20 protein-coding genes are annotated in these 25652 nt (G+C 66.9%); 13 read left to right on the top strand and 7 right to left on the bottom strand.

Annotated elements, in window-relative coordinates; genetic code table 11:
* The first annotated feature begins 347 nt into the window (after positions 1 to 347).
* From rpoB to tuf, 7 genes are all read left to right on the top strand, one after another.
* Positions 348 to 3833, top strand: coding sequence for a DNA-directed RNA polymerase subunit beta (gene rpoB, locus QNO09_RS32695; RefSeq protein ID WP_283973856.1), 3486 nt, complete (start codon positions 348 to 350; stop codon positions 3831 to 3833).
* Positions 3834 to 3927: 94 nt separating this feature from the next.
* Positions 3928 to 7845, top strand: a complete 3918-nt coding sequence (locus QNO09_RS32690) for a DNA-directed RNA polymerase subunit beta' (protein WP_283973855.1) — start codon at positions 3928 to 3930, stop codon at positions 7843 to 7845.
* Positions 7846 to 8113: 268 nt separating this feature from the next.
* Positions 8114 to 8644, top strand: coding sequence for a DUF1707 and DUF4190 domain-containing protein (locus tag QNO09_RS32685; RefSeq protein ID WP_283973854.1), 531 nt, complete (start codon positions 8114 to 8116; stop codon positions 8642 to 8644).
* 323 nt (positions 8645 to 8967) lie between these two features.
* Entirely contained in the window at positions 8968 to 9339 is a 372-nt protein-coding gene (gene rpsL, locus QNO09_RS32680) for a 30S ribosomal protein S12 (protein WP_003948652.1), read from the top strand.
* A 2-nt stretch (positions 9340 to 9341) separates the two neighbouring features.
* Entirely contained in the window at positions 9342 to 9812 is a 471-nt protein-coding gene (gene rpsG / locus QNO09_RS32675; protein ID WP_003992340.1) for a 30S ribosomal protein S7, read from the top strand.
* A gap of 39 nt (positions 9813 to 9851) precedes the next feature.
* Complete coding sequence (gene fusA / locus QNO09_RS32670) at positions 9852 to 11978, top strand: elongation factor G (RefSeq protein ID WP_283973853.1); 2127 nt, start codon at positions 9852 to 9854, stop codon at positions 11976 to 11978.
* Positions 11979 to 12134: 156 nt separating this feature from the next.
* Positions 12135 to 13328, top strand: a complete 1194-nt coding sequence (gene tuf, locus QNO09_RS32665) for an elongation factor Tu (protein WP_030839706.1) — start codon at positions 12135 to 12137, stop codon at positions 13326 to 13328.
* 254 nt (positions 13329 to 13582) lie between these two features.
* On the opposite strand, the gene QNO09_RS32660 is transcribed toward tuf, so the two are convergent.
* The 4 genes from QNO09_RS32660 to QNO09_RS32645 form a co-directional block, all read right to left on the bottom strand.
* A complete protein-coding gene (locus QNO09_RS32660; RefSeq protein WP_283973852.1) occupies positions 13583 to 13840 on the bottom strand; it encodes a hypothetical protein in 258 nt (85 codons plus the stop codon).
* Complete coding sequence (locus QNO09_RS32655) at positions 13837 to 14184, bottom strand: hypothetical protein (RefSeq protein WP_283973851.1); 348 nt, start codon at positions 14182 to 14184, stop codon at positions 13837 to 13839. Before QNO09_RS32655 ends, QNO09_RS32660 begins: the two co-directional genes overlap by 4 nt.
* Before the next feature lie 86 nt (positions 14185 to 14270).
* Positions 14271 to 15134 (bottom strand): helix-turn-helix domain-containing protein, encoded by an 864-nt coding sequence (locus QNO09_RS32650; protein ID WP_283973850.1) that lies wholly within the window; start codon positions 15132 to 15134, stop codon positions 14271 to 14273.
* Between the two features lie 203 nt (positions 15135 to 15337).
* The gene (locus QNO09_RS32645) at positions 15338 to 15790 is read right to left on the bottom strand and encodes an ATP-binding protein (protein WP_283973849.1); all 453 of its coding nucleotides are present in this window, start codon (positions 15788 to 15790) and stop codon (positions 15338 to 15340) included.
* 155 nt (positions 15791 to 15945) lie between these two features.
* Here QNO09_RS32645 and QNO09_RS32640 point away from each other — a divergent pair, with 155 nt between their 5' ends.
* From QNO09_RS32640 to QNO09_RS32620, 5 genes are all read left to right on the top strand, one after another.
* The gene (locus QNO09_RS32640) at positions 15946 to 16821 is read left to right on the top strand and encodes a helix-turn-helix domain-containing protein (RefSeq protein WP_283973848.1); all 876 of its coding nucleotides are present in this window, start codon (positions 15946 to 15948) and stop codon (positions 16819 to 16821) included.
* Complete coding sequence (locus QNO09_RS32635) at positions 16818 to 17018, top strand: DUF397 domain-containing protein (RefSeq protein ID WP_283973847.1); 201 nt, start codon at positions 16818 to 16820, stop codon at positions 17016 to 17018. Before QNO09_RS32640 ends, QNO09_RS32635 begins: the two co-directional genes overlap by 4 nt.
* Before the next feature lie 177 nt (positions 17019 to 17195).
* Complete coding sequence (locus QNO09_RS32630) at positions 17196 to 17891, top strand: hypothetical protein (protein ID WP_283973846.1); 696 nt, start codon at positions 17196 to 17198, stop codon at positions 17889 to 17891.
* A gap of 48 nt (positions 17892 to 17939) precedes the next feature.
* A complete protein-coding gene (locus QNO09_RS32625) occupies positions 17940 to 18587 on the top strand; it encodes a hypothetical protein (RefSeq protein ID WP_283973845.1) in 648 nt (215 codons plus the stop codon).
* Positions 18588 to 18961: 374 nt separating this feature from the next.
* Complete coding sequence (locus tag QNO09_RS32620) at positions 18962 to 19342, top strand: SMI1/KNR4 family protein (protein WP_283973844.1); 381 nt, start codon at positions 18962 to 18964, stop codon at positions 19340 to 19342.
* A gap of 29 nt (positions 19343 to 19371) precedes the next feature.
* On the opposite strand, the gene QNO09_RS32615 is transcribed toward QNO09_RS32620, so the two are convergent.
* From QNO09_RS32615 to QNO09_RS32605, 3 genes are all read right to left on the bottom strand, one after another.
* On the bottom strand, positions 19372 to 19878 hold the full coding sequence (locus QNO09_RS32615) for a hypothetical protein (RefSeq protein ID WP_283973843.1): 507 nt from the start codon (positions 19876 to 19878) through the stop codon (positions 19372 to 19374).
* Positions 19879 to 20603: 725 nt separating this feature from the next.
* A complete protein-coding gene (locus QNO09_RS32610; RefSeq protein ID WP_283973842.1) occupies positions 20604 to 20732 on the bottom strand; it encodes a hypothetical protein in 129 nt (42 codons plus the stop codon).
* 41 nt (positions 20733 to 20773) lie between these two features.
* The gene (locus tag QNO09_RS32605; RefSeq protein ID WP_283973841.1) at positions 20774 to 20947 is read right to left on the bottom strand and encodes a DEAD/DEAH box helicase family protein; all 174 of its coding nucleotides are present in this window, start codon (positions 20945 to 20947) and stop codon (positions 20774 to 20776) included.
* A gap of 147 nt (positions 20948 to 21094) precedes the next feature.
* Here QNO09_RS32605 and QNO09_RS32600 point away from each other — a divergent pair, with 147 nt between their 5' ends.
* The gene (locus QNO09_RS32600; protein ID WP_349637004.1) at positions 21095 to 25627 is read left to right on the top strand and encodes a DUF6531 domain-containing protein; all 4533 of its coding nucleotides are present in this window, start codon (positions 21095 to 21097) and stop codon (positions 25625 to 25627) included.
* Positions 25628 to 25652: the final 25 nt, after the last annotated feature.

The following is a 25652-nucleotide window of genomic DNA, read 5'->3' as shown; positions in this document are numbered from 1 at the left end:
TCTCAGGACGCGTCGTCACAGGATCCGAATCCGAGGCATGGATCGGCGACGAAGAGGGCAGTATCAACGTGCGTTGAGGGCAGCGCCGTGTCGCAGGAGTGGAACAACGAGGGTGAACACGGGTTTCACGACCCGCACTGGACATCAGTGGGCCAAGTGGCTACACTGACCCTTTGCGCTGCCTGTTAGCTGTCCCCTGCCCGTCACCAGGGGTCTGCCCTCGCTCGAGCATCGACGACAAGACTTGTTGACCTGGCCTTTCGGCCGGATCCACGCGGCTTGTCTCCGTGTACGGGAGAGGGGCCGGTACGCGCGTAGTGAGTCCGAGCCCTCGGAAGGACCCCCTCTTGGCCGCCTCGCGCAACGCCTCGACCGCGAATACGAACAACGCCGCCAGCACTGCCCCGCTGCGCATCTCTTTTGCAAAGATCAAGGAGCCTCTCGAGGTTCCGAACCTGCTCGCGCTGCAGACCGAGAGCTTCGACTGGCTCCTCGGTAACACCGCCTGGCAGAGTCGGGTCGAGGAGGCTCTCGAGAACGGTCAGGACGTCCCCACCAAGTCCGGGCTCGAGGAGATCTTCGAGGAGATCTCCCCGATCGAGGACTTCAGCGGGTCGATGTCGCTGACCTTCCGCGACCACCGCTTCGAGCCGCCGAAGAACTCCATCGACGAGTGCAAGGACCGCGACTTCACGTACGCGGCCCCCCTCTTCGTCACCGCCGAGTTCACGAACAACGAGACCGGTGAGATCAAGTCCCAGACGGTCTTCATGGGCGATTTCCCGCTCATGACGAACAAGGGCACCTTCGTCATCAACGGCACCGAGCGTGTCGTGGTGTCGCAGCTCGTCCGTTCGCCCGGTGTCTACTTCGACTCCTCCATCGACAAGACGTCCGACAAGGACATCTTCTCCGCGAAGATCATCCCGTCCCGGGGTGCCTGGCTGGAGATGGAGATCGACAAGCGCGACATGGTCGGTGTCCGCATCGACCGCAAGCGCAAGCAGTCCGTCACCGTCCTGCTCAAGGCGCTCGGCTGGACCACCGAGCAGATCCTCGAGGAGTTCGGCGAGTACGAGTCGATGCGCGCCACCCTGGAGAAGGACCACACCCAGGGCCAGGACGACGCGCTGCTCGACATCTACCGCAAGCTGCGTCCGGGCGAGCCCCCCACGCGTGAGGCCGCGCAGACGCTGCTGGAGAACCTGTACTTCAACCCCAAGCGCTACGACCTGGCCAAGGTCGGCCGCTACAAGGTCAACAAGAAGCTGGGTGCGGACGCTCCGCTGGACGCGGGCATCCTGACCGTCGAGGACATCATCTCGACGATCAAGTACCTGGTGAAGCTGCACGCGGGCGAGACCGAGACGGTCGGCGACAGTGGTACGAACATCGTCGTCGAGACCGACGACATCGACCACTTCGGCAACCGCCGCCTGCGCAGCGTCGGCGAGCTCATCCAGAACCAGGTCCGCACGGGTCTGGCGCGTATGGAGCGTGTCGTCCGCGAGCGGATGACGACCCAGGACGTCGAGGCGATCACGCCGCAGACCCTGATCAACATCCGGCCGGTCGTCGCCTCCATCAAGGAGTTCTTCGGCACCAGCCAGCTGTCGCAGTTCATGGACCAGAACAACCCGCTGTCGGGTCTCACCCACAAGCGCCGCCTGTCGGCTCTCGGCCCGGGTGGTCTCTCCCGTGAGCGGGCCGGCTTCGAGGTCCGTGACGTGCACCCCTCGCACTACGGCCGCATGTGCCCGATCGAGACGCCCGAAGGCCCGAACATCGGTCTGATCGGCTCGCTCGCCTCCTACGGCCGGGTCAACGCGTTCGGTTTCGTGGAGACCCCGTACCGCAAGGTGTTCGAGGGCCAGGTCACCGACGAGGTCGACTACCTGACCGCCGACGAGGAGGACCGCTTCGTCATCGCGCAGGCCAACGCGCAGCTGACGGACGACCTCCGCTTCGCCGAGGCCCGGGTGCTGGTCCGCCGCAAGGGCGGCGAGGTCGACTACGTCACCGGCGAGGACGTGGACTACATGGACGTCTCGCCGCGCCAGATGGTGTCGGTCGCGACCGCCATGATCCCGTTCCTCGAGCACGACGACGCCAACCGTGCCCTCATGGGCGCGAACATGATGCGTCAGGCCGTGCCGCTGATTAAGTCCGAGGCCCCGCTCGTCGGCACCGGCATGGAGTACCGCTCCGCGGTCGACGCCGGCGACGTGGTCAAGGCCGAGAAGCCCGGTGTGGTCCAGGAGGTCTCCGCGGACTACATCACCACCGCCAACGACGACGGCACGTACATCACGTACCGCCTGGCCAAGTTCGCCCGCTCCAACCAGGGCACCTCGGTCAACCAGAAGGTCATCGTCAACGAGGGCGACCGGATCATCGAGGGCCAGGTCCTGGCCGACGGTCCGGCCACCCAGAACGGCGAGATGGCGCTCGGCAAGAACCTGCTCGTGGCGTTCATGCCGTGGGAGGGTCACAACTACGAGGACGCGATCATCCTGTCGCAGCGCCTCGTGCAGGACGACGTCCTCTCCTCGATCCACATCGAGGAGCACGAGGTCGACGCCCGTGACACCAAGCTCGGCCCCGAGGAGATCACCCGGGACATCCCGAACGTCTCCGAGGAGGTCCTCGCCGACCTCGACGAGCGCGGCATCATCCGCATCGGTGCCGAGGTCGTCGCCGGCGACATCCTCGTCGGCAAGGTCACGCCCAAGGGTGAGACCGAGCTGACGCCGGAGGAGCGCCTGCTGCGCGCCATCTTCGGTGAGAAGGCCCGTGAGGTCCGTGACACCTCGCTGAAGGTGCCGCACGGCGAGATCGGCAAGGTCATCGGCGTCCGCGTCTTCGACCGCGAGGAGGGCGACGAGCTTCCCCCCGGTGTGAACCAGCTGGTGCGCGTGTACGTCGCGCAGAAGCGGAAGATCACTGACGGTGACAAGCTCGCCGGCCGTCACGGCAACAAGGGCGTCATCTCGAAGATCCTGCCGATCGAGGACATGCCGTTCCTGGAGGACGGCACCCCGGTCGACATCATCCTCAACCCGCTCGGTGTCCCGTCCCGAATGAACCCGGGGCAGGTCCTGGAGATCCACCTCGGCTGGCTCGCCAGCCGCGGCTGGGACGTCTCCGGCCTCGCGGACGACTGGGCCCAGCGCCTGCAGGCCATCGAGGCCGACCAGGTCGCACCGGGCACGAACGTCGCCACCCCCGTCTTCGACGGTGCGCGTGAGGACGAGCTGGCCGGTCTGCTGAACCACACCATCCCGAACCGCGACGGCGAGCGCATGGTGCTCCCGACCGGTAAGGCGCCGCTGTTCGACGGCCGCTCCGGCGAGCCGTTCCCGGAGCCGATCTCGGTCGGCTACATGTACATCCTCAAGCTGCACCACCTGGTCGACGACAAGCTGCACGCCCGGTCGACCGGTCCGTACTCGATGATCACCCAGCAGCCGCTGGGTGGTAAGGCCCAGTTCGGTGGCCAGCGCTTCGGTGAGATGGAGGTGTGGGCGCTGGAGGCTTACGGCGCCGCGTACGCCCTCCAGGAGCTGCTGACCATCAAGTCCGACGACGTCACCGGCCGCGTGAAGGTCTACGAGGCCATCGTCAAGGGCGAGAACATTCCCGAGCCCGGCATCCCCGAGTCCTTCAAGGTGCTCATCAAGGAGATGCAGTCCCTGTGCCTCAACGTGGAGGTGCTGTCCTCGGACGGCATGTCCATCGAGATGCGCGACACCGACGAGGACGTCTTCCGCGCTGCGGAGGAGCTTGGCATCGACCTGTCCCGGCGTGAGCCGAGCAGCGTCGAAGAGGTCTGACGGGAGTCCGGAGGCCTTCGTCATGAAGGCCTCCGGCCCCAGGACCCCCGTATCAGACCCCATGACTTACAACCCTGAGAGGGATTGACGCATAGTGCTCGACGTCAACTTCTTCGACGAGCTCCGGATCGGTCTGGCCACCGCTGACGACATCCGTCAGTGGAGCCACGGCGAGGTCAAGAAGCCCGAGACGATCAACTACCGCACGCTCAAGCCCGAAAAGGACGGACTCTTCTGCGAGAAGATCTTCGGTCCGACCCGGGACTGGGAGTGCTACTGCGGCAAGTACAAGCGTGTCCGCTTCAAGGGCATCATCTGTGAGCGGTGTGGCGTCGAGGTCACCCGTGCCAAGGTGCGCCGTGAGCGGATGGGCCACATCGAGCTCGCCGCGCCCGTCACGCACATCTGGTACTTCAAGGGTGTCCCGAGCCGGCTGGGCTACCTGCTCGACCTGGCTCCCAAGGACCTCGAGAAGGTCATCTACTTCGCGGCGTACATGATCACGTACGTCGACGAGGAGCGCCGTACGCGCGACCTGCCCTCGCTGGAGGCCCACGTCTCCGTCGAGCGCCAGCAGATCGAGCAGCGCCGCGACGCCGACCTGGAGGCCCGCGCCAAGAAGCTCGAGACCGACCTGGCCGAGCTGGAGGCCGAGGGCGCCAAGGCCGACGTGCGCCGCAAGGTGCGCGAGGGTGCCGAGCGTGAGATGAAGCAGCTGCGCGACCGTGCGCAGCGCGAGATCGACCGCCTCGACGAGGTGTGGAACCGCTTCAAGAACCTCAAGGTCCAGGACCTGGAGGGCGACGAGCTGCTCTACCGCGAGCTGCGTGACCGCTTCGGCACGTACTTCGACGGTTCGATGGGTGCCGCGGCGCTGCAGAAGCGCCTGGAGTCCTTCGACCTCGACGAGGAGGCCGAGCGCCTCCGCGAGATCATCCGTACCGGCAAGGGCCAGAAGAAGACCCGTGCGCTCAAGCGCCTCAAGGTCGTCTCCGCGTTCCTGCAGACCAGCAACAGCCCCAAGGGCATGGTGCTCGACTGCGTGCCGGTCATCCCGCCGGACCTTCGCCCGATGGTGCAGCTGGACGGTGGCCGCTTCGCGACCTCCGACCTGAACGACCTGTACCGCCGTGTGATCAACCGGAACAACCGCCTGAAGCGCCTTCTCGACCTCGGTGCGCCCGAGATCATCGTGAACAACGAGAAGCGCATGCTCCAGGAGGCCGTCGACGCGCTGTTCGACAACGGCCGCCGCGGTCGCCCGGTCACCGGTCCCGGTAACCGCCCGCTGAAGTCCCTCAGCGACATGCTGAAGGGCAAGCAGGGCCGCTTCCGTCAGAACCTGCTCGGTAAGCGTGTGGACTACTCCGCGCGTTCCGTGATCGTCGTCGGCCCGCAGCTGAAGCTGCACCAGTGCGGTCTGCCGAAGGCGATGGCGCTGGAGCTCTTCAAGCCGTTCGTGATGAAGCGCCTGGTCGATCTGAACCACGCGCAGAACATCAAGAGCGCCAAGCGCATGGTCGAGCGCGGCCGCACGGTCGTGTACGACGTGCTGGAAGAGGTCATCGCGGAGCACCCGGTTCTGCTGAACCGTGCGCCCACGCTGCACCGCCTCGGCATCCAGGCCTTCGAGCCGCAGCTGGTCGAGGGCAAGGCCATCCAGATCCACCCGCTCGTCTGCACCGCGTTCAACGCGGACTTCGACGGTGACCAGATGGCCGTGCACCTGCCGCTGTCCGCGGAGGCGCAGGCCGAGGCCCGCATCCTGATGCTGTCCTCGAACAACATCCTCAAGCCGGCCGACGGCCGCCCGGTGACGATGCCGACCCAGGACATGGTCCTCGGTCTGTTCTTCCTCACCACCGACGGCGAGATGCGCGACCTCAAGGGCGAGGGCCGTTCCTTCGCCTCGGTCGCCGAGGCGATCATGGCCTTCGACGCGGGCGAGCTGTCGCTCCAGTCGAGGATCGACGTCCGCTTCCCGGTCGGCACCATCCCGCCGCGTGGCTGGACCCCGCCGGTGCCCGAACAGGGCGCCGAGTCCGGCACCGCCGCGGGCGAGTGGCAGCAGGGTGACCCCTTCCGGCTGAACACCACCCTGGGCCGCGCGCTCTTCAACGAGCTGCTGCCCGAGGACTACCCGTTCGTCGACTACGAGGTCGGCAAGAAGCAGCTCTCCGAGATCGTCAACGACCTCGCCGAGCGCTACCCCAAGGTCATCGTGGCGGCGACGCTCGACAACCTGAAGGCGGCCGGCTTCTTCTGGGCGACCCGCTCCGGCGTCACCGTGGCCATCTCCGACGTCGTCGTTCCCGAGGCGAAGAAGGAGATCGTCAAGGGCTACGAGGCGCAGGACGAGAAGGTCCAGAAGCAGTACGAGCGTGGTCTGATCACCAAGGACGAGCGCACGCAGGAGCTCATCGCGATCTGGACCAAGGCGACCAACGAGGTCGCCGAGGCGATGAACGACAACTTCCCGAAGACCAACCCGATCTTCATGATGGTGAACTCGGGTGCACGAGGCAACATGATGCAGATGCGTCAGATCGCCGGTATGCGTGGTCTGGTGTCGAACGCGAAGAACGAGACGATCCCGCGTCCCATCAAGGCCTCCTTCCGTGAGGGCCTGTCCGTGCTGGAGTACTTCATCTCCACGCACGGTGCCCGTAAGGGTCTGGCGGACACCGCTCTGCGTACCGCCGACTCGGGTTACCTCACGCGTCGTCTGGTCGACGTCTCCCAGGACGTCATCATTCGCGAGGAGGACTGCGGCACCGAGCGCGGTCTGCGTCTGAAGATCGCCGACCGGAACGCCGAGGGCACGCTGGTCAAGACGGAGGACGTCGAGACCTCCGTGTACGCGCGCTGCCTCGCCGAGGACATCGTGGTCGACGGGCAGGTGCTGGCCCCGGCCGGTACCGACCTGGGCGACGTCCTCATCGAGGAGCTCGTGCAGCGCGGTGTCGAGGAGGTCAAGACCCGCTCGGTCCTGACCTGCGAGTCCGCCGTCGGCACCTGCGCGATGTGCTACGGCCGTTCGCTCGCCACCGGCAAGCTGGTCGACATCGGTGAGGCGGTCGGCATCATCGCCGCCCAGTCCATCGGTGAGCCCGGCACCCAGCTGACGATGCGTACCTTCCACACCGGTGGTGTGGCCGGTGACGACATCACGCAGGGTCTGCCGCGTGTCGTCGAGCTCTTCGAGGCCCGTACCCCGAAGGGTGTCGCCCCGATCTCCGAGGCCCAGGGCCGCGTGCGGATCGAGGAGACCGAGAAGACCAAGAAGATCGTCGTCACCCCGGACGACGGCAGCGACGAGACGGCGTTCCCGATCTCGAAGCGTGCCCGTCTCCTGGTCAGCGAGGGCGAGCACGTCGAGGTGGGCCAGAAGCTCACCGTGGGTGCCACCAACCCGCACGACGTGCTGCGCATCCTGGGTCAGCGTGCCGTCCAGGTCCACCTGGTCGGCGAGGTCCAGAAGGTCTACAACTCGCAGGGTGTGTCGATCCACGACAAGCACATCGAGATCATCATCCGGCAGATGCTCCGCCGAGTGACGATCATCGAGTCCGGCGACGCCGAGCTGCTGCCCGGCGAGCTGGTCGAGCGCTCGAAGTTCGAGACCGAGAACCGTCGTGTGGTCCAGGAGGGTGGTCACCCGGCCTCGGGTCGTCCGCAGCTCATGGGTATCACCAAGGCCTCGCTGGCGACGGAATCCTGGCTGTCGGCCGCCTCCTTCCAGGAGACGACCCGAGTCCTGACGGACGCGGCGATCAACGCCAAGTCCGACAGCCTCATCGGCCTCAAGGAGAACGTCATCATCGGTAAGCTCATCCCGGCCGGTACGGGTCTGTCCCGCTACCGCAACATCCGGGTCGAGCCGACCGAGGAGGCCAAGGCCGCGATGTACTCGGCCGTCGGCTACGACGACATCGACTACTCGCCGTTCGGCACGGGCTCCGGCCAGGCCGTCCCGCTGGAGGACTACGACTACGGTCCGTACAACCAGTAAGCGAGTCGCTTGAGACGAAGGGCGGTCACCCGGGGGTGGCCGCCCTTCGGCGTTTCCGCGGGCCGGCGTCCCGGGTGGGGCGGGCCCGTACGCGGTCCAGGGGGGCCTGTGGCGCGTCCCGGGGAGTGCGGCGAGACCCGAGGTGCGTTCCCGCGCGGGGAGCGCGTCTGTCGGCTGTGTGGCCGACCTGTCGTGCTTCCCTCGTCACGCGCCGGTGCCGGATGCCGCGCCTGGGCGCATCATGGAAGGACTCCCGGGGAGGTGCTCCGTGTCGCAGCCGCACTATCCGTCCTGGCAGCCCTGGCAGCCCTGGCAGGGCTCCGGCGCTTCGTCGATGCTCGCGTCGCATGCCGATCGGGAGCGGGCCGTGGACGTGCTCAGAGCCGGGTACGGCGAAGGCCGGATGGAGCGGGACGAGTTCGAGAAGCGGGTGGGGCGGGCCTACGCGGCGCGGACCGTGGGGGAGCTGGCGCTGCTCGTCGCGGATCTGCCGCAGGGGCCACTGCCGCAGCCGTCCTCCGCCGGCTCCGTGCCACCGGCGTATCTGCCCGTGCCGCGCCCGCGGACCAACGGGAAGGCCGTCGCGGCGGGCGTCTGCGGGCTGCTGTGCGTGCCGACCATGGGGCTGACCGGCATCCCGGCCGTCGTGCTGGGACATGCGGCCCGGGCGGAGATCCGCAGCCGGGGAGAGCTGGGGGACGGGCTGGCGCTGACCGGGCTGGTGCTCGGGTGGTTGTCCACGGCGGGTTGGGCACTCGTTCTGGTGTTGCTGACGGTCGTGTCCGTCGTAGCGTCGTGAAGGTGTGCGCATATCGGACACACGCCACCGAATTGAAGATCGACAAGGGCCGGGGGGCTTGACATGTCCGGCGGGGCGATGCGGGCGGTGCCCATTTGTTTTGACCGCAGCGAATGCGGTAGGTACGCTCAGACCTTGTGCCTGGGGTGTGCCCTGGCTCGCGTGTGTGCCATGAACCGCACGGCGAGCTGACACCGGCCACCGCAATCTGCGCTTATTTCTGCCTGGCGGCGGGAGTCCGCGGGATTCGACACACCCGACCGCGTGGGTCGGAGATGTTCCAGGTTAGCTTCACCATTCGGCACACAGAAACCGGAGAAGTAGTGCCTACGATCCAGCAGCTGGTCCGGAAGGGCCGGCAGGACAAGGTCGAGAAGAACAAGACGCCCGCACTCGAGGGTTCCCCTCAGCGTCGGGGCGTCTGCACGCGTGTGTTCACGACCACCCCGAAGAAGCCGAACTCGGCCCTGCGTAAGGTCGCGCGTGTGCGTCTGACCAGCGGGATCGAGGTCACCGCTTACATTCCGGGTGAGGGACACAACCTGCAGGAGCACTCCATCGTGCTCGTGCGCGGCGGCCGTGTGAAGGACCTGCCGGGTGTTCGCTACAAGATCATCCGTGGCTCCCTCGACACCCAGGGTGTCAAGAACCGCAAGCAGGCCCGTTCCCGCTACGGCGCCAAGAAGGAGAAGTAAGAATGCCTCGTAAGGGCCCCGCCCCGAAGCGCCCGGTCATCATCGACCCGGTCTACGGTTCTCCTCTGGTGACCTCCCTCATCAACAAGGTGCTGCTGAACGGCAAGCGCTCCACCGCCGAGCGCATCGTCTACGGCGCCATGGAGGGTCTGCGTGAGAAGACGGGCAACGACCCGATCATCACGCTGAAGCGCGCGCTGGAGAACATCAAGCCGACCCTCGAGGTCAAGTCCCGCCGTGTCGGCGGTGCGACGTACCAGGTTCCGATCGAGGTCAAGCCCGGTCGCGCCAACACGCTCGCGCTGCGCTGGCTGGTCGGTTACTCCCGCGCCCGTCGCGAGAAGACCATGACCGAGCGTCTGCTCAACGAGCTTCTCGACGCCTCCAACGGCCTCGGTGCCGCTGTGAAGAAGCGCGAGGACACCCACAAGATGGCCGAGTCCAACAAGGCCTTCGCGCACTACCGCTGGTAGTCGCTACCCACATCGAGACCGAGAGAAGACTGAAGCCTTATGGCTACCACTTCACTTGACCTGGCCAAGGTCCGCAACATCGGGATCATGGCCCACATCGACGCGGGCAAGACGACCACCACCGAGCGGATCCTGTTCTACACGGGCGTGTCGTACAAGATCGGTGAGGTCCACGACGGCGCTGCCACCATGGACTGGATGGAGCAGGAGCAGGAGCGTGGCATCACGATCACGTCTGCTGCGACCACCTGTCACTGGCCGCTCGAGGACAACGACTACACCATCAACATCATCGACACCCCGGGTCACGTCGACTTCACCGTCGAGGTGGAGCGCTCCCTGCGCGTGCTCGACGGTGCCGTGACGGTGTTCGACGGTGTCGCCGGTGTCGAGCCGCAGTCCGAGACGGTGTGGCGTCAGGCCGACCGTTACGGTGTGCCGCGTATCTGCTTCGTCAACAAGCTGGACCGTACCGGCGCCGAGTTCCACCGCTGCGTGGACATGATCTCGGACCGCCTGGGCGCGCAGCCGCTGGTCATGCAGCTGCCGATCGGTGCTGAGGCGGACTTCAAGGGCGTCATCGACCTCGTGACGATGAAGGCCCTGGTCTGGTCGGCCGAGGCGACCAAGGGCGAGATGTACGACACCGTCGACATCCCGGACACCCACGCCGAGGCTGCCGAGGAGTACCGCGGCAAGCTGCTCGAGGCCGTCGCCGAGAACGACGAAGAGCTGATGGAGCTGTACCTGGAGGGCACCGAGCCCACCGTGGAGCAGCTCTACGCCGCGATCCGCCGTATCACGATCGCGTCCGGCAAGGGCGGCGGCACCACCGTCACCCCCGTCTTCTGCGGCACCGCGTTCAAGAACAAGGGCGTTCAGCCCCTGCTCGACGCCGTCGTGCGCTACCTGCCCACTCCGCTCGACGTCGAGGCCATCGAGGGCCACGACGTCAAGGACCCGGAGCAGGTCGTCGTGCGCAAGCCGTCGGAGGACGAGCCCCTCGCCGCGCTCGCGTTCAAGATCATGAGCGACCCGCACCTCGGCAAGCTCACCTTCGTCCGGGTTTACTCGGGCCGCCTGGAGTCCGGCACCGCGGTGCTGAACTCCGTCAAGGGCAAGAAGGAGCGCATCGGCAAGATCTACCGCATGCACGCGAACAAGCGTGAGGAGATCGACTCGGTGGGCGCCGGCGACATCGTCGCCGTGATGGGCCTGAAGCAGACCACCACCGGTGAGACGCTGTCCGACGACAAGAACCCGGTCATCCTGGAGTCCATGGACTTCCCGGCGCCGGTCATCCAGGTCGCCATCGAGCCCAAGTCGAAGGGTGACCAGGAGAAGCTGGGCGTCGCGATCCAGCGCCTGGCCGAGGAGGACCCGTCCTTCCAGGTTCACTCGGACGAGGAGACCGGCCAGACCATCATCGGTGGTATGGGCGAACTGCACCTCGAGGTGCTGGTCGACCGTATGCGCCGTGAGTTCAAGGTCGAGGCCAACGTCGGCAAGCCGCAGGTCGCGTACCGCGAGACCATCCGCAAGGCGGTCGAGCGGGTCGACTACACGCACAAGAAGCAGACTGGTGGTACCGGCCAGTTCGCCAAGGTGCAGATCGCGATCGAGCCGATCGAGGGCGGCGACGCCTCGTACGAGTTCGTGAACAAGGTGACCGGTGGGCGTATCCCGAAGGAGTACATCCCTTCGGTGGACGCCGGTGCGCAGGAGGCCATGCAGTTCGGCATCCTCGCCGGCTACGAGATGACCGGCGTGCGTGTCACCCTGATCGACGGTGGCTACCACGAGGTCGACTCCTCCGAGCTCGCGTTCAAGATCGCCGGTTCGCAGGCCTTCAAGGAGGCCGCGCGCAAGGCCAGCCCCGTGCTGCTCGAGCCGATGATGGCCGTCGAGGTCACCACGCCCGAGGACTACATGGGCGAGGTCATCGGTGACATCAACTCCCGCCGTGGCCAGATCCAGGCCATGGAGGAGCGGGCGGGTGCCCGCGTCGTGAAGGGCCTCGTGCCCCTCTCGGAGATGTTCGGCTACGTCGGCGACCTGCGCAGCAAGACGTCCGGCCGTGCGAGCTACTCCATGCAGTTCGACTCCTACGCCGAGGTTCCGCGGAACGTCGCCGAGGAGATCATCGCGAAGGCCAAGGGCGAGTAACGCACCGCGTCTACACGCCGTAGGCTTGACTCCGGAGCCTTGAGGGGCATTCCGCCGCAATCGCGGTGAGAGCGCCCCGGGGCCCGGGCTTTCCAGCAAAGATCACCTGGCGCCGACGAGTAAGGCGTACCAGAACCACTCCCCAGGAGGACCCCCGTGGCGAAGGCGAAGTTCGAGCGGACTAAGCCGCACGTCAACATCGGCACCATCGGTCACATCGACCACGGTAAGACGACCCTCACGGCCGCCATTACCAAGGTGCTGCACGACGCGTACCCGGACCTGAACGAGGCCTCGGCCTTCGACCAGATCGACAAGGCTCCTGAAGAGCGCCAGCGCGGTATCACCATCTCCATCGCGCACGTCGAGTACCAGACCGAGACGCGTCACTACGCCCACGTCGACTGCCCCGGTCACGCGGACTACATCAAGAACATGATCACGGGTGCGGCGCAGATGGACGGCGCCATCCTCGTGGTCGCCGCCACCGACGGCCCGATGCCGCAGACCAAGGAGCACGTGCTCCTGGCCCGCCAGGTCGGCGTTCCGTACATCGTCGTCGCGCTGAACAAGGCCGACATGGTGGACGACGAGGAGATCCTGGAGCTCGTCGAGCTCGAGGTTCGTGAGCTCCTCTCCGAGTACGAGTTCCCGGGCGACGACCTGCCGGTCGTCAAGGTCTCGGCGCTCAAGGCTCTCGAGGGCGACAAGGAGTGGGGCAACTCCGTCCTCGAGCTGATGAAGGCCGTCGACGAGAACATCCCGCAGCCCGAGCGTGACGTCGACAAGCCGTTCCTGATGCCGATCGAGGACGTCTTCACGATCACCGGTCGTGGCACCGTCGTCACCGGTCGTATCGAGCGTGGTGTCCTCAAGGTCAACGAGACCGTTGACATCGTGGGCATCAAGCAGGAGAAGACCACCACCACGGTCACCGGCATCGAGATGTTCCGCAAGCTGCTCGACGAGGGCCAGGCCGGTGAGAACGTCGGTCTGCTCCTCCGTGGCATCAAGCGCGAGGACGTCGAGCGCGGTCAGGTCATCATCAAGCCGGGCTCGGTCACGCCGCACACCGAGTTCGAGGCGCAGGCCTACATCCTGTCCAAGGACGAGGGTGGCCGCCACACGCCGTTCTTCAACAACTACCGCCCGCAGTTCTACTTCCGCACGACGGACGTGACCGGCGTGGTGACCCTCCCCGAGGGCACCGAGATGGTCATGCCGGGTGACAACACCGAGATGAAGGTGGAGCTCATCCAGCCCGTCGCCATGGAAGAGGGCCTGAAGTTCGCCATCCGTGAGGGTGGCCGGACCGTGGGCGCCGGCCAGGTCACCAAGATCAACAAGTGAGTCTTCGGACTGGCTTGAGGGTCTACTGACCTGAGTGGCTCGAAGGGGCCCGTACGACTTCGGTCGTGCGGGTCCCTTTGCTGTGTTCGGGGTGGTCACGGCATGTTCCGCCCACGCGGGGGGCCGTACGATTGCGCAGATGTACCTGTGCGAGGATCCGCCGACGAGGACGGACGCCAACCGGGACAAGGCGCTGGTGCGCTCACCGGCCCAGGGGCGCAGTCGTACGGCAGGTTGTGTCTCGTGCGGTCGAGTCAGAAGCCCAGGTACGTGATCTGGACGACGTAGATCCGCTCGCTGCGGACGACGATCTGGTACGTGAACATGCCGTCGGGGACGATGACGTCGCCACCCTTCGGGTCTGCCCCGTCATGCGCCTGTCCGTGAATATGCAAGGCTTCGGCGGCTCTGACCAGCTCATCTGCCTTGAGTTCCACCTCCGCGAGGAAGCCGGCGGGAGCGGTTCGGGCCACTTCCTCCGCGCCGAAGGCGTACTCCCATTTCCAGCTCACTCGCGGACTGCGTTCATGGCTTCGTCCAGGACAGCGCTCAGGTCACGCAGGGCCTCTTGGGCGATGGCGGGGTCCTCATGCTCCAGGTTGCTCTTCGCGCGGGCGTAGCGGGTGGACAGGTCGGGACGCCGGGCGATCTCGATGTCGCGGGCCCAGGCCAGCACCCAGCTCTGCACCGGGCTGAGGGACTGCCACTCCACCGCCTTGGCGAAGGCGTCGTCCTTCGTGGCCTGCATCTCTTCCAGGCGAGCCGGATCGACAGCGGCGAGGGCGGCGCGCAGGGCGTCAGGAGTGTGCTGGGGGCGGGGGGCCAGCTCATGCCCGTGGTCGGCCTGAGTGCTCATCGTGTCCACCTCCAGGTAGTGCCCCGGCCAGGCTATCCCGCCCGGGTGGCAGGGGAGCGCGGCAACGTGAGCGGCAGTTGCCCTCCTCATGCGGCTTCCAGGTGTTCGGTCCGACTGGCGCGGCAGTCGCGGCAGTGGCCGGGGGCCGGTGCGCGGAAGGCTCGGTCGCAGCCGTCGCAGGTCTGGAATCGGTGAGGCACGGTCGGAGGGGGCATAGGGGCGCGGAACGGGGGCGGGGGCGGGAGATGGGCTGTGAGGCGGTGGGCCAGGAGGGCGGCCGGACGGTGGAGGGGCTCCGGTGGGAGGTCCGTCGTCAGGGCCTGCCGCACGACGGCCGGGGTGACGTCTCGTTCGAGCCAGGCGGCGACTCCCGGGGCGAGGTGGGCCGTGTCGCACACGGACAGGAAGAGGCGGGGGTCGTCCCGGCGCAGGCCGGCGAGGAGGTCCGTGGCCCGCTGAAGGAGGGCGGGGGCAGGGTAGGCCGGGCCCGGTACTGCGGGGAGGGGTTTGCCGCCGGGCTGCCTCGTTCGCTTCCTCGAGGCCGGGCGCTGGGTGTCCGTGCCGCTGTGCCCCGGCTGGTTGCAGGAGATCGTGCGGGTGATGATCCGGCCGTCCGGGACGCGTTCGCGGGTGCGGCACAGGTAGCCGTGGGCTTCCAGCTCGCGCAGGGCGGCGGCGATGCGGGTCGCGCCCTCCGGGAAACGAGCCGCCAGGGACTTGATGTCGATGCGGGAGCCCGCGGGGAGCGACTGGATGTGCACCGAGAGCCCGATCGCGAGCAGTGACAGCTCCGGGTGCTGGGCCAGGTGGTTGCCGATCACCGTGAAGCGGGTGGTGTGGCGGGCGTTGTCGTGCACCAGACCGGCGTGGGGGTGGCGCCGGTTCGGGTGCTTCTTCCCCGTTACGGGGGTGCGGGCGTGCGGGGGCACGTTAGGGTTCTGCGTATCCATCGGGAAGGCCTTTTCTTCCTCGGTGGTCAGGCCCTCGCACTGGGATTGCCCGTCCCGGCGGGGGCCGTCTCATGTCTGCGGTTGTGTTGCGCCGAGCGTAGGGCAGGCAAGGGCCCTCGAATCCACCTGAGTTGGTGATGTTCACCCGCGAGGGTGAGGCAGCCCGGCGGCTGGGAGGAGGGGTGGGGTTTGGTGGGGTTCTTTCACTCTTGTGGTCCTTGGGGGAGGGCGCCTGTGCCGCCGGAACTCAGACTTTCGGGATCCGGTGAGAAGTCGACTTCGGCCCAGACGGTCTTGCGGGGTGGCAGGCCCGGGATGACGCCCCAGCGGTCGGCGAGTGCGTCGACCAGGAGGAGGCCCAGGCCGGGTCGGGCTGTCGGCAGCCGGTCGGCGCGGGTGTCCGTCACCTCGATGCGGAGGGTGCCGGCGACGACGTAGAGGAGCAGTCGGAAGTCGCGGCCGGGGGTGCGGCCGTGCGTTGCCGCGTTGGCCGACAGCTCCGCGATGACGTGCCGTGCCGGGTCCAAGGGGATTGCCCAGGAGCGCAGTTGCTCGGTGGCCAGCAGGCGGGCCAGGCGGGCGCCGCGTGGCGTGGAGGAGAGCTGAAGGCTGAAGTTGCGGATGCCGGTGGTGACTTCGGGGGAGTTCTGCTTCACGTCACTGAGCGTGGCTGTCCTTGCCTACCGTGAGCAGTGACTCAGCGGGTGCGTACGGTGACTGTCCGGAGCTTGTCCGGTGTTGTCCGGGCTGTCGGGGCCGGGCGTACGGGTAGGGCGCTGGGCACGGTCGTACGACGGCGGAAGGGTGCGGGATGACGGTCGAGGCGGACGCGGGGCGGCTCAAGGGCGAGGCGGACGAGCCGGGTTGGGAGGTGGACCCGGACGACGAGTGGGGCGTCGCGGTCATCGCCACGGTCGGGCGGCAGCTGAAGCTGCGGCGTGAGGCGGTGGGGATGCGGGCCGCCGAGTTCGGAACGGCCGTCGGGTACGGCGAGGACATGGTCTACAAGATCGAGGGCGGGAAGCGGATTCCTCGGCAGGACTATCTCGTCAGGGCTGACGAGGCGCTGGGGGCGGGTGGGCTGATTGCGGCGGCCTGGGAGGACGTGAAGAGGGTTCGGTATCCGAAGAGGGTGCGGGAGCTTGCCAAGTTGGAGGGGCAGGCGGTGGAGATCGGGGTGTACGAAAGCATCAGCATCAACGGCCTGTTGCAGACCCCCGATCATGCGCGAGCCCTGTTCGAGTCTTGGCAGCCCGCGTACTCGCCGGACGAGGTGGAGCGTCTGGTGGCTGCGCGTATGGCTCGGCAGTCCGTGTTCGAGCGGTCGCCGGCGCCGTCGCTCAGCTTCGTCCAGGAGGAAGCGACGCTGCGGCGCCCGGTTGGGGGCACAATGGTCTGGCGTCAGCAGCTTGAGCGCCTGCTGGAGGTGGGGCGGTTGCGTAACGTCAGGCTTCAGGTGATGCCGACGAGCAGCGAGGCCCATCCCGGTCTGAACGGGAGGATCGAGGTGCTGAAGTTCGGCGACGGTACTGCGGTGGGCCGGTCGGACGGTGCCTTCAATGGCCGACCGACCACCGACCCGAAGCAGATCCGGATCCTCGAACTGCGGTATGGCACCATCCGGGCTCAGGCCCTCCCACCACGGGAGTCGCTGGCCTTCATTGAGCAACTGCTGGGAGAGACATGATCCGCAAGTCCTCGATCGGGGACGCCTCCGAACTGGCGTGGTTCAAGAGCAGCTACAGCAGTGGCCCTGACGGAGACTCCTGCGTCGAGATCGCGACCACCCCAGGTGTGATCCACGTCCGCGACTCCAAGCACACCGAAGGCCCCCGGCTCGCGCTCACGCCGGAGGCATGGTCGGAGTTCGTGGCCTCCGCCTAGTCCTCGTTCCGCAGGACGCTCACCGCGCGGTCGAACGCCGAGTACCTCTTCTCCGCTGTGTGGTCGGTGCCCTTACGGTGCCTGGGGGAGTCGGGGGCGAGCCATCCGGTGGGCTGGGGGACGGGGGTGGGGACAGCCCCCGTCCGGTTCGTCACTGCCGGGTCGTAACACTGGAGCATGACTTTCGATGCGGCGCGCGATGAACTCGACCTGGACGCGATCGAGGAACTGTGCAGGTCCGCCACCCCGGGGCCGTGGCACGTCAGAAACCTCGACGATGACCACGCCATGAACCTGGTGGCGGTCAGCACGGTGCAGGACACCGGCCGGGCCGAGCGATGGCCCGACTTCGACCACCGGGAACTGATCGCGGCCACCCTCGTCCAGCAACCTCGCTACGTCGACTGCGCCGACGGACTCTGGGATCAGAACGCCGCGTTCATCGCCATGGCCAGACAAGCGGTACCACAGCTCGTGGCAGAGGTCAGACGCCTGCGGTGGCTCGTGGAATTCGGGGCGTGCCCCACGGCCGGCACGACGGGCACGGAGTTCGTCATGCCTCTCGACGACGAGATGCTCGTGTACTTCCGGGAGATGGTGGACGTACTCGTGGAACGCGTCGGTATCTGCCGCGCGGAGGCGGTCGCCAGGATCAACGCGGTATACGGGACGCGGGAGTCGGTTGCTTTCGGTGTGGGCCTGATGGGCCACGAGCTCCCGGAGTACTGGGCGTACGGGACCTACTACAGCCGGGACCACCGGGACCGTCTTCCCATCAGAGACCCGACCGCCGACGCGGACATCGACTTCGGTACCCATCCCGTGCGCCCGGCACCTCCGAAGGACTCACCGTTCTGGACGCTGGAGGAGTAGTGGCACGATGTGCGCACACGTGATCGAGGGAACGGGGAGGCCGGCGTCATGGCCCGCTACATGGAGGCACTGACCGTCGAGCGGGGCGGTTTTCGGATCAAGGTGCCGGAATCCTGGTGGGAGTTCGACGTACGGCCGGAGTCGCGGGACGACTCGATCCGTCGGATGGTGAGCGAGCGCGTGCGGCAGCGCCCGGAGCTGGAGCAGTACCGGGACGCGTACGTCGACTTCCTCCGGAAGGCCGCCGCGGATGCCTGGAAGTCGGGCGCGATGTACTGCGGCTGCATGGCGGAGAGCTTCGGCGGGGACACGCCGATCACGGGTTCGGTGACCGTCTCTCTCGTCGGCGGTCGCGACGAGCGCGGCGAGCCCTTGTCGAACGACCCCGCCGTCATCGCGAGCCAGCTCGCGGTCAAGGAGGCGAAGCGGGAGGGGGACTCGTGGCGGAAGGTCACGACCGTCGACATCCCCGGAGTCGGCCCGGCCGCGCGCACGCACGGCATCGAGGACATCGCCGTACCGGGCGACGCGCTCAACCGGACGATCCGTGCCGTGCTGATGCAGACATACATTCCCGTGCCCGGCCAGGAGGGCAAGGTCGCCCTGGTCGCCGGAAGCAGCCAGGTCCTCGACCTCGCGGACTCCTTCTTCGACATCTTCGACGCGATCACGTCTACGTTCCGGTTCACGGGTTGATGTCCCGTGGATGTGACGGGGAGGGCGGCCAGGGTCCCGGTGTGGTTGCCGGACGCCGGTCAGCGAGGGCTCGCCTTCGCAGTGGCGGGCCACGCGGCCTGGCTCAACGGCGAGTTGACCTCGGAGCTGTATGCGGCCCTGCGCGCCGAAGGCCATACGGCTTCGCCGAGAGCGCGATCGGGGACACGCTGACACGCCCTTCGTACCGTTCCGGAAGCTGCCGCCGTGGTTCAAGAGGCGGTGGGTGTATGCGGCTGTGCGGAACCATCAATTCGTTCAGTCCGCGTATCCGGTAGTCACGCATGCAGAGATTGGTCCAAGAAGTGTGGCGAGAAGTAGCAGCAGCGTTCCCGTCAGCGGAACTCCGTAGCCCTGTGGATGCCGCAAGCCTCGACCGCATCGAGGAAACTCTAGGGCAGTCGCTCCCAACCGATCTCCGATCATTCCTACTGGAGAGCGATGGGCTCTCCGATGAATATGGCGCCGACCTCATCTGGTCTGCGGAGCGCATCCTGAGTGACAATCTCTCATTCCGTGACAATGAGCAGTTCCGCTCGTTGTACATGCCCTTCGATCCACTCGTCTTCTTCGGCGACAGCGGCGGCGGCGACCAGTTCGCCTTTGTCCGGCTGCCGGAGTGCAACGAGGTGTTCGTCTGGGATCATGAGACGGACGACAGGAGCCTCGTAGCGCCGAACCTCAAGACCTACTTGCGCACCGCGCTCGAAAGTGACGGCGAGGACTGGTACCGGTAGGCAGGTGCGGGCTTCATTCCCATGTTGTCTCAGCCGCAGACATGGTGGGGGTTCCGGGCGATCGCGCTGTGCAGGACTGTGCCGGTGTCCCCGGACACGTCGGCGTCGGTCCGGCGGAAGGTGAAGTGCACGTCCGCCGGGGGGTTGGGCACCACCAGGGTGAGCTGGTCGGCCGGCTCGGGCCAGAGCCCCTCTCCGGCACGTATCCCCGCCGTGGCGAACGCCTCACGAAGCTGCGCGGCGCTCACAGTTGAGGGCAGTTCCTTCGTCTCGCCCGGTACGACGCTCGGAAGGTCGACGGCCCCGGTCCCGGTGCTCAGTGCCACGGCCTGAAGCGTGTCGCAGCAGACCTCGATGCGTACGTCGCCGTAGCGCACGTTGCGCGGCTCGCCCCTCTTCCGCCGCCGGCCCGGGAAGTACTCCCCGGGCTGAGGCGGCCCCAGCCGCTCGGATACGTCAGCGAGGGACGCCCCCGGTTTGAGTACGCCGATTCCGCCGGACTCGGCGAATTCCGTCAGCACGTCCACGATGGTCATGTTTCGATCCACCCCGCCGCCCGGCTCGGCCAGCGGTGAGAGCGCCTCCTGTGGCCAGGGGGCGCCCTCGATCCGGCGGGGACATCAGTCCGTGACGTACTGGCTCGGCCCCGGCACGGTCAGCGGCGTCGCGGCGCCGGAGGGCGACGATAAGGAAGCGAGCTGCGGCATCATTGCTCTTCGTGGGTCCTGATCTGTCGCAGCGACTGGTTCCTGACGGGTTGTGGGATCTGGTCACACCGTCGCTGCCGCCCTTCGCGCCGCGCCGCCAGGGCGGTGGCACGGCGCCGTTGGACGAGCGGGCAGTGTTCACCGCTCAGGCGCGGACCGCACCGCAGACGCCGCCTCGGGATGGGAAGGCGAGCGCAGTAACCCGACGAAGGAATGGTCGACGACATGGCGTCGCGACGAGGCGCACGCGCGGATTCAGGGCAACGGTCCGGTGGAGGTGGAGTTCACGCTCCGGTACCGGGAGGACGAGGAGGAATGGCCAAACCGGAAACGCATCGACGCCGCTTCCGCCTATGCCGTCCGCTCGCGCTGCTGCTGCTGCCAGCGCCGCGACGGGAGCGGGCGTAGGCCCACAACTTCTCGTATGCCTTGCGCCCGTGCCGGAAGGCGCGCAGATGTGCACCTCGTCCACGACGAGCAGGTCGAAGGCGCGCGAATGTTCGAACGTGGGGAAGGACCTCGCGCAGCATGCGCAGCGGGCGCTCAGGCTCCAGTCAGTCCACGGAGACGATCAGCCGCGGGTAATGCGTCCATGGATTCGCGTGCGGGCCCCGGGAGTGGCGCAGCTCCTGGAGCAGCTTGGTGTCGACGATGCGGAAGTCCAGGCCGAACCTGTCACGCATCTCGTCCCGCCACTGGAGGGTGGGCCCGGGCGGGCAGACGATCAGTATGGTGCGGCGCGGTGGCGCAGCATGAGCTCCTGCATGGCCAGGCCCGCCTCGACGGTCTTGCCCAGCCCCACGTCATCGGCGATCAGGAGGTTCGTCCGGGGCATCGACAGGGCGCGGACGACGGGGTCCAGCTGGTAGTCCTGAGCATGGAGGTGGGTTGTTCGCATCCCACCGAGATCGGGCGACAAGCCTGGAGGGGCGAGATCGACCCGATGGAACTTCCGCGCCGAACTTTTGATCGAACGACTGTGCCTTGTAAGTTCACACGCGCACATGGTTGTTGACAGTGACACGTCTGTGACGGGGGTTGCGGTATGGCGGGGCACAGGCCTTCGGATTGGCATGTCTTGGACTTGGACAAGGATCCGACGCCTGGTGATCCGCAACGGGTGCGCACACTCGCGAAGACCCTGCACGACTTCGCCGACGATGTGTCCGACGCGTTGCGTCTGGCCAAGGGCATGGCGGGGGAGGGGACGCTCCTTGAGTGGGCGGGCAAGTCAGCGGACGTCTTCAAGGAGGACTTCGCGGATGTCCCGAAGAACCTCAAGAAACTGAAGAAGTCCTACGAGATGTGCGGGGACGCGCTGGCGGACTTCTGGCCGAAGCTGGAGCGTGCGCAGTCGCTGGCGGACAAGGCACTGCGCAAGGGCCGTGAGGCGCGAGACAGCCTCTCCTCGGCGCAGTCGCGTCTGGCCTCGGCGGACTCGTGGGTGACACGGGCCGGCAAGGAGGCGGACAAGTACAAGGACGACCCCACCGGCAGTAAGTCGGACGTGGACAAGCCGGACGAGGCCAAGGTCCGCGCCGCCACCCGGGACGTCCAGCACGCCAAGTCCGCGCAGACCAGGGCCCAGTCGGACGTCTCCGACGCGCAGGACGCCCTTGCCGCGGCCAAGAAGATGGCCGAGGACGCGCGCAAGATGCGCGAGGAGGCGGCCCGTGAGGCCAAGTCGAAGATCGACGAGGCCTCCGACGCCGGTATTCAGAACCGGTCGTGGTGGGAGGAGGTCGGCGACTGGTTCACCGACAACTGGGACACCATCGTTGCGGTGTGCAAGGTCGTCGTGACCGTCCTCGGGATCGTCGCCATGATCATCGGCGGGCCGATCCTGGGCGCGATCGTGCTGATCGCTGCGGCGGTCGTCCTCGCCGACACCCTCTACAAATACTCAAAGGGGCAAGCCTCCCTATGGGATGTCGGGTTCGCCGCGCTGGACTGCGTACCCGGCATGAAGGGCCTGACCACTTTGGGTGGACTCGCCAAGGGGGTGAAAGCCTTCGGCAAGACCGGGCTCAAAGGCATGGCGCTCGGCGTCAAGGGTTTGGGTAAAGGCACCCGAGCGCTCGGCCGGCAGATGAAGAAGCTTGTCACCTGCGGCGACCCGATCGACATGGCCACCGGCCAGATGGTCATGTCCGAAACCGACTTCATCCTGGACGGTGTACTCCCGCTGGAACTGGAGCGCCACCACCGCACGGGCCTCCGGTCCGGCCGCTGGTTCGGACCCGCATGGGCATCCGCCCTGGACCAGCGACTGATCCTCGAACCCGACGGCGTCCGCTTCACCACGGCAGATGGCATGGTCCTCACCTATCCTGTCCCGGAGCAGGGCGTGCCTGTCCAGCCGGTCGAGGGTCCACGCTGGCCGCTGGAGTGGGACGGCTCGGAGAGCGGCACCATGACCGTCCGCCAGCCAGACTCCGGCTTGGCCCTCAACTTCCGGCCGCAACCCGCCCGATCGGCCGCCGAGCTCCCACTGACCGTGGTCAGGGACCGCAATGGCAACGCCATCGAGTTGCGGTACGGGGCTGACGGAGACCTCCAGGAGATCACGCACACGGGCGGCTACCGCATCGGCGTGGCCACGGACCAGGGCCGGATCACAGAGGTCACCCTGCTCAGTGACCCCGAGCAGCCGATTCTCATGCGTTATGCATACGACGCCGAGGCCAATCTCACGGAGATCTACAACTCCTCCGGGCTGCCGCTGCGCCTCTCCTACGACGACCAGCGCCGCATCACCGGATGGGAGGACCGCACCGGGACCTGGTACCGCTACGCGTACGACTCCGCGGGCCGCTGCACACGTACCACCGGCACGGACGGCATCCTCGACTACACCTATGTATATGACACGGAGAACCACATCTCCGTTGCGACGAACTCACTCGGCCACAGCACCACGTACCGCTTCAACGACGCCTTTCAGCTCGTAGCCGAGACCGATCCGCTCGGGCACACCACGACCCGTACCTGGGACCGCTACGACAATCTCCTCACCTTCACCGACTCGCTCGGTCGAACCACCACTCATGAGTACGACGAGATGGGCAACACCCTCCAGGTTGTTCACCCCGACGGAAGCTTCGCTGCATACGCCTACGACCACGATGGCGCACTGATCTCGGCCACTGAACAGGACGGTGCCCGGTGGCAGTATGCGTACGACGAGCGTGGAAACGTCGTCGCGATCACGGAACCCGCCGGCGCGACCACTGGGTACGGCTATGACGAGCGCGGTGCGGTCGCTTCGGTCACCGACGCGCTCGGCAACGAGAGCCGGGTGGGCAGCAACGCCGCGGGGCTTCCGACGACGGTGCTCTCTCCGCTGGGTGCAGCCACGCGCTTCGCATACGACGCGTTCGGCCGTGTCCGGGAGATTGTCGAGCCCGACGGTGGGACGACCGTGGTCGGCTGGACGATCGAGGGGCGACCGGCATGGCGGTCTCATCCCGACGGTGGCGTCGAGCGGTGGACCTACGACGCCGAGGGCAATCTCCTCACTCACACCGACAGGCAGGACCACGTCACCTGGTTCGAACCCGCGCCCTTCGACAGGACTGCGGCCCGAACCGCCCCGGATGGCAGTCGGATCGAGTTCACGTACGACACCGAGCTCCGCCCCGTATGCGTCCGCAACGCCCTGGGCCGGACTTGGACGTACGAATACGACCCTCTGGGCAACGTCGTCCGCGAAACGGACTTCAACGGGAGGACCGTCACCTACTGCTACGACGGGGCGAACCGCATCACCGACCGCACGAACGGAGCGGGGCAGACTGTCCGTTACCGCCATGACCTCCTCGACCGAGTGGTCGAGCAGCGGGACTCGGAAGGGCGAGTCACCACCTTCGAGTATGACCAGGCCGGAGGCCTGGTCCGGGCGGTCAACCAAGATGCCGAGCTCCGCTTCACCTACGACCCGCTCGGCCGCGTACTGACGGAGAGCTGCAACGGCCGGATTCTGACCAACGCATACAATGCCGTGGGTCGCCGTGTACGGCGTCGGACCCCTGGTGGAGCGCTCAGTGAGTGGCGGTACGACGCCGCTCACCAGCCGGTTGAACTGCGCGGCTCCGGACGGACGGTCGGGTTCGGGTACGACGCGGCAGGACACGAAATCCTGCGGTCCCTTCCAACGGGAGCGTCACTGCTCCAGGAGTGGAGCGCCGCCGGCCACCGGCTGCGCTCCCAAGCCGTGCGGTCACCGGAAGGCGCAGCCCACAGCATCGACCGGCAGTACTCCTATCGGCCCGACGGTCTGCCCAGCACCATCACCGACTCCGACACGGGCGCCGTGGCGTACGAACTCGATCCGACCGGACGCGTCACTTCCGTCACTGCCACGGACCGGCGCGAGATGTACGCGTATGACGTCCTGGGCAACCTGATCCATTCCGACCCGTCGGCAACGGCTGTCCACGGAAACGCCGAGGTCCAGGGACCGATGACCTACAGCGGCACGCTGGTGCAGACCGCCGGTCGGTCTCGGTACGAGCACGACGCCCAGGGGCGGGTGGTCCGTCACACGCGCGCCCTTCTGTCCGGCGGGTCCCGCACATGGATCTTCACCTGGGACGCGGAGGACCGTCTACGTGCCGTCACCACCCCTGACGGACGTCAATGGCGTTACCGCTACGACCCTCTGGGCAGGCGCATCGCCAAGGAACTCCTCTGCGCGGACGGCACGGCGGTGGTCGAGCGCACCGACTTCGTGTGGGACGGCACACGACTGGCCGAGGAGAGCTGCTCGGGTGTGGGCGGCGATGGTGAGAAGCGCGTCACCACGTGGGACTGGGAACCGAGCGGGGACCGGCCTCTGACTCAGCGCATCCGATCCGGTGAGCGGCAGGCCGACGACGCCTCGGTGGACGAGCGGTTCTACTCCATCGTCACCGACCTCGTCGGCACGCCCACCGAGCTCGTCGACGAGTCAGGACACATGGCATGGCGTGCCCACAGCACCCTCTGGGGCCTGCCGCTGGGGGACCCGCCCCCAGGCGCGGCCGACTGCCCGCTTCGATTTCCGGGGCAGTACTTCGACGCCGAAACGGGGCTGCACTACAACCACCACCGCTACTACGACCCGGCAACGGCGCGCTACCACAGCCCCGATCCGCTTGGTCTGGAACCGGCACCGCACCACCATGCCTACGTCGTCAACCCGCTCGTATGGATCGACCCGCTGGGCCTCGCGCCCTCGTGCAAGGCGGTCATCCGGCACTACACGGACAAGACCGGCTACAACAAGATCATGGGTGGCGGCGGCAAGGACGGAATCACCCTCAAGGTCCCGAGGAACACCAAGAGCAAGAACGCGACAGCGGTCTACGTCACCCCCATGAGTCCGGCGGACATTGCCAAGAAGCCTGGCGGCTTCAAGGCCTACCTCGGTCTCACCAAGGAAAAGAGCGAGTACATGATCGAGTTCGAGGTCGAGAAGAAACTTTTCTCAGGGCGCCTCAGGGGTGGTCGGGACCACATCTGGTTCTCCAACAGCGACGTGGCCATCCCGCGCGACGCGATCAGGTATCACGGTCCGACATCGGGCTGGAAGGCCTGACCGAAGCACCCGCTGTACACCTCCT

The sequence above is a fragment of the Streptomyces sp. 378 genome (assembly GCF_030124145.1).
Taxonomy (GTDB): domain Bacteria; phylum Actinomycetota; class Actinomycetes; order Streptomycetales; family Streptomycetaceae; genus Streptomyces.
This window is presented reverse-complemented; position numbering and strand designations above follow the sequence as displayed.